This window comes from Deferrisoma sp., from assembly GCF_054681715.1.
This window is the reverse complement of record NZ_BAAHFQ010000215.1, coordinates 1-4,140: the sequence shown is the minus strand read 5'-3', so window position 1 is coordinate 4,140 and position 4,140 is coordinate 1. Positions and strand designations below refer to the sequence as shown.

At 67.2% G+C, this 4,140-nt stretch carries 5 protein-coding genes; all 5 read left to right on the top strand.

Annotated features, from left to right (window positions below; all coding sequences use genetic code 11):
* Positions 1 to 4 precede the first annotated feature (4 nt).
* Positions 5 to 1,009 (top strand): NADH-quinone oxidoreductase subunit NuoH, encoded by a 1,005-nt coding sequence (nuoH, locus tag ACY0I8_RS16735; RefSeq protein WP_461395655.1) that lies wholly within the window; start codon positions 5 to 7, stop codon positions 1,007 to 1,009.
* 12 nt (positions 1,010 to 1,021) lie between these two features.
* Complete coding sequence (locus ACY0I8_RS16730) at positions 1,022 to 1,528, top strand: NuoI/complex I 23 kDa subunit family protein (protein ID WP_461395654.1); 507 nt, start codon at positions 1,022 to 1,024, stop codon at positions 1,526 to 1,528.
* 173 nt (positions 1,529 to 1,701) lie between these two features.
* Positions 1,702 to 2,250 carry an NADH-quinone oxidoreductase subunit J family protein gene (locus tag ACY0I8_RS16725; RefSeq protein WP_459942502.1) on the top strand — a complete coding sequence of 183 codons (549 nt, stop codon included), beginning with the start codon at positions 1,702 to 1,704 and terminating at the stop codon, positions 2,248 to 2,250.
* 4 nt (positions 2,251 to 2,254) lie between these two features.
* A complete protein-coding gene (gene nuoK, locus ACY0I8_RS16720; protein ID WP_459942501.1) occupies positions 2,255 to 2,578 on the top strand; it encodes an NADH-quinone oxidoreductase subunit NuoK in 324 nt (107 codons plus the stop codon).
* Positions 2,579 to 2,588: 10 nt separating this feature from the next.
* On the top strand, positions 2,589 to 4,058 hold the full coding sequence (locus tag ACY0I8_RS16715) for a monovalent cation/H+ antiporter subunit D family protein (RefSeq protein WP_461395653.1): 1,470 nt from the start codon (positions 2,589 to 2,591) through the stop codon (positions 4,056 to 4,058).
* The last annotated feature ends 82 nt before the right edge of the window (positions 4,059 to 4,140 follow it).

The following is a 4,140-nucleotide window of genomic DNA, read 5'->3' as shown; positions in this document are numbered from 1 at the left end:
CCCCATGACCGACCTTTTTCCGCCCGACCTGATCCGGTTGATCGTCTGCTTCGTGATCGTGGTGGCGTTTGCGTTCACCAACGCCGCCGTGCTCGTGCTCGTGGAGCGGAAGGTCTGCGGCCACATCCAGCGCCGGCCCGGCCCCTTCGAGGTGGGCCCCCACGGGCTCCTGCAGACCGCGGTGGACGGGGTCAAGCTCATGGGCAAGCAGATCCTGGTGCCCCGCAACGCCGACGCCGGGCTCTTTCGGGCCGCCCCGATCCTGAGCTTCGTGCCGCCCATCGCGGCGCTCATCGTGGTGCCCTTCGCCCGGGTGCTCCAGGTGCGCGACCTCGACATCGGGGTGCTGTTCATCCTGAGCCTCGCCGCCGTGAACGTGCTGGCGCTGCTCGTGGCCGGCTGGAGCTCGGCCAACAAGTACAGCCTGTTCGGCGCCATCCGGGCCGTGGCCCAGAACGTGGCCTACGAGATCCCGCTGCTTTTGAGCCTCCTCACCATCGTGCTCTGGGTGGGGAGCTTCCGCATGAGCGACATCGTGGCGGCCCAGGGCGGGTTCTGGTTCGCCTTCACCCCCATGGGGTTCGTGGCGTTCCTCGTCTACTTCATCTGCGGCATCGCCGAGACGAACCGGGCCCCCTTCGACCTGCCCGAGGCCGAGAGCGAGCTCACGGCCGGGTTCCACACCGAGTACGCCGGCATGGGGTTCGGGCTCTTCTTCCTCGGCGAGTACACCAACATGCTCCTGGTGGCGGCCATCGCCACCACGCTCTTCCTGGGAGGCTGGAACGGCCCGGCGTTCTTGACGACCGTCGGCACGGGGTTCTGGGCCACCGTGGTCCAGACCCTGTGGTTCCTCGTGAAGGTCTACGGGCTCATCCTGGTCATGATCTGGGTCCGGTGGACCTACCCCCGGGTGCGGTTCGACCAGCTTCTCAACTTCTGCTGGAAGGTGCTGATCCCGATCTCGATGGCCAACCTGGCCGTGACGGCCATCTGGCTCAAGCTCTAGAGGCGCACGCCCATGATCCGGTACTTCCGCGAGATCTTCGAGGGGCTGTGGTCGCTCCTGGTGGGGCTTAAGGTCACGGGCAAGTTCGCCCTGGCCCCCACCATCACCACCCACTACCCCTTCGACACCCTGGAGGTCACCCCCAACTACCGGGGCCACATCGACCTGGTGGTGAACCCGAAGACCGGCAAGGACAAGTGCATCGTCTGCATGATGTGCCAGCGGGCCTGCCCCTCGGGGTGCATCACCGTGGGCGGAGAGAAGCCCGAGGGCGCGAAGAAGAAGGTGCTCACCACCTACCGGCTCGACTTCACCAAGTGCTCCCTGTGCGGCAACTGCGTGGAGGCCTGCCCCACGGGCGCCATCGAGTTCTCCCAGGAGTACAACATCGCCGGCACGAGCCGCCACGACTTCCACTACGACCTGGTGGAGCGGTTCCGCGAGCGGGCCCGAGCCATGGGCGTGGAGCCCAAGATCGCGGACCTCACCCCCGTGGCGCCGAAGCCGCCGGAAAGCTAGGAAGCTAGGAAGCTGGGAGGCTGGGAGGCTGGGAGGCTACTGCGGGCGCACCGCCGTACGTCGTAGGTCGTAAGTCGCAGGTCGTTGCACCCCAACGACAAACGACCTGCGACCCGCGACGAACGGCAGTCCCCCGATTCACGATTCACGATTCACGATTCACGGAACCCGACATGACCTTCACCTTCGATCCGAGCCTGAGCCTGTACATCCATCTGGCCGACGCGGCCTTCGTGGGGTTCGTGTTCCTCGCGCTGGCCGGGGGGGTGGTGGCCGTGGGGGCCCGGCGGCTGATCCACGCCGTGCTGGGGCTCGCCACCTCGCTGGTGGGGGTGGCCGGCCTCTACGTGTACCTGGGCACCCACTTCATCGCGGCCATGCAGATCCTGATCTACGTGGGCGCGGTGTGCATCTCCATCGTGTTCGCCGTGATGCTGGCCCGGCCCCCGAGCGAGGCCGAGAAGGACCCCCGGCTCGTGCCCGGGAAGATCGTGGCCGGGGTGGGGGTGGGGCTCTTCGCGGCCCTCGTGCTCGGCTCGGCCGTGTTCGCCACCCGGTGGCGGGCCCAGCCCACGGCCGTCGAGGGCACCATCCACCAGGTGGGCGAGGGGCTCCTCACCCGGTACGCCTTCGCGTTCGAGCTCATCTCGCTCGTGCTGCTCGTGGCCATCGTGGGCTCGGTGGTGCTGGCCCGCCGGGGCCGGCGGCCCGCAGGAGGGTAAGGCGATGCAACCGCTCCTTTTCGGCCATCTCGAGGCCTACCTGCTCGTGGCCCTGTGTCTGTTTGCCCTGGGGCTCTACGGGCTGGTGAGCCGGCCCGGGTTCATCAGCATGCTGATCAGCGCCGAGCTCATCCTGAACGCGGCGGGCCTCAACTTCGTGGCCTTCAACACCTTCCTCGCGCCCGACAAGACCGTGGGCCAGACCTTCACCCTGTTCATCATGGGCCTGGCCGCGGCCGAGGCCGCCATCTGCCTCTCCATCGCCGTGGTGGTGTACCGCCGGTTCCGCACCATCCTGGCCGACGAGATCTCCGAGCTGAAGAACTGACGGGGTCGCCATGTACGAGATCGAAACCGCACGCATCGTGATCCCGATCCTCCTGCCCCTGGCCACGGCCGTGGCCATCCTCGCCACCGGCCGCTGGCCCAACGTGCGGGAGGCCTGCTCGGTGGTGGGCGCCGCGGCCACCTTCGTGGCGGCCATGACCTTCCTGCCCGCCGTGACCCACGGCGGGGTGTACACCTACACCCCCTTCGAGTTCTTCCCCGGGGTGGCGATCCGGCTCCGGGTGGACGGCATGAGCCTCCTTTTCGCCGGGGTCAGCTCGTTCCTGTGGATCCTGGCCGGGTTCTACTGCGTGGGGTACATGCGGGGGCTCCACGAGCACGCCCAGACCCGGTTCTACACCTGCTACGCGGCCACCATCTTCGGCGCCGTGGGGGTGGCGTTCTCCGGGAGCCTGCTCAGCCTCTACCTCTTCTACGAGCTCGTCAGCATCTTCACGTACCCCCTGGTCATGCACCACCAGGACGACGAGGCCTACGACGGGAGCCGCAAGTACATCACATACCTCATGGTCACCTCCAAGGTGCTCCTGCTGCCCGTGCTGGTGCTCACCTACGTGACCTGCGGCACCTTGGACTTCGCCACCAACATCCAGACCGGCATCTTCCCGGCCGACGCGGGCCGGATGCTGGTGAGCGTGCTCTTCTTCATGAGCCTGTTCGGGTACGCCAAGGCGGCGATCATGCCGCTCCACAACTGGCTCCCGTCGGCCATGGTGGCCCCCACCCCGGTCAGCGCGCTGCTGCACGCCGTGGCCGTGGTGAAGGTGGGCGTCTTTTCCATCTGCCGGGTCATGCTGTACGCCTTCGGGGTGGACCTGCTGCAGCGCTACGGCCTGGGGCTCGTCACGGCCTACATCGCCTCGTTCACGATCCTCATGGGCTCGGTGATCGCGCTCACGAAGGACAACCTCAAAGCCCGGCTCGCCTACTCCACGATCAGCCAGCTCTCCTACATCGTGCTCGGGGTGGCCATGCTGACCCCCAGCGGCATCACCGGCGGGCTCATCCACATCCCGAACCACGCCTTTTCGAAGATCACGCTCTTTTTCTGCGCCGGCGCCATCATGGTGGCCCACCGCAAGACCGAGATCAGCCAACTCGACGGCATCGGCTACAAGATGCCGTTCACCATGGCGGCGTTCGGCCTGGCGAGCCTCTCCATGATCGGGGCCCCGCCCGTGGCCGGGTTCGTGTCGAAGTGGTACCTGGCCCTGGGGTCCATGGAGCTCAAGAGCCTGGGGCTCCTGGTGGTGCTCCTGGCGAGCTCGCTCCTCAACGCCGGGTACTTCGTGCCGGTGTTCCTGCGGGCGTTCTTCCCCCGAAACGGCGGCGCGGCCCGGCTCCAGATGGCCGAGGCGAGCCCGTTCATGGTGGTGCCGCTTTTCGTCACCGCGGTGTTCAGCGTGGTGTTCGGCTTCTACCCCGACCTCTTCCTGAAACTCATCGAGGTGGTGCGATGAGCGCTCGGCTGGTGCGCCTGATCGACCGGCTCCGGGAGCGGCCCCACTGGCTCCGGGCCGTTTTCTTCGGGCTCCTGGGCCT

Coding starts and splice junctions, on each gene's coding strand:
- ACY0I8_RS16715 (WP_461395653.1), top strand. CDS start 2,589: ATGTACGAGATCGAAACCGCACGCATCGTGATCCCGATCCTCCTGCCC.
- ACY0I8_RS16725 (WP_459942502.1), top strand. CDS start 1,702: ATGACCTTCACCTTCGATCCGAGCCTGAGCCTGTACATCCATCTGGCC.
- nuoK (WP_459942501.1), top strand. CDS start 2,255: ATGCAACCGCTCCTTTTCGGCCATCTCGAGGCCTACCTGCTCGTGGCC.
- ACY0I8_RS16730 (WP_461395654.1), top strand. CDS start 1,022: ATGATCCGGTACTTCCGCGAGATCTTCGAGGGGCTGTGGTCGCTCCTG.
- nuoH (WP_461395655.1), top strand. CDS start 5: ATGACCGACCTTTTTCCGCCCGACCTGATCCGGTTGATCGTCTGCTTC.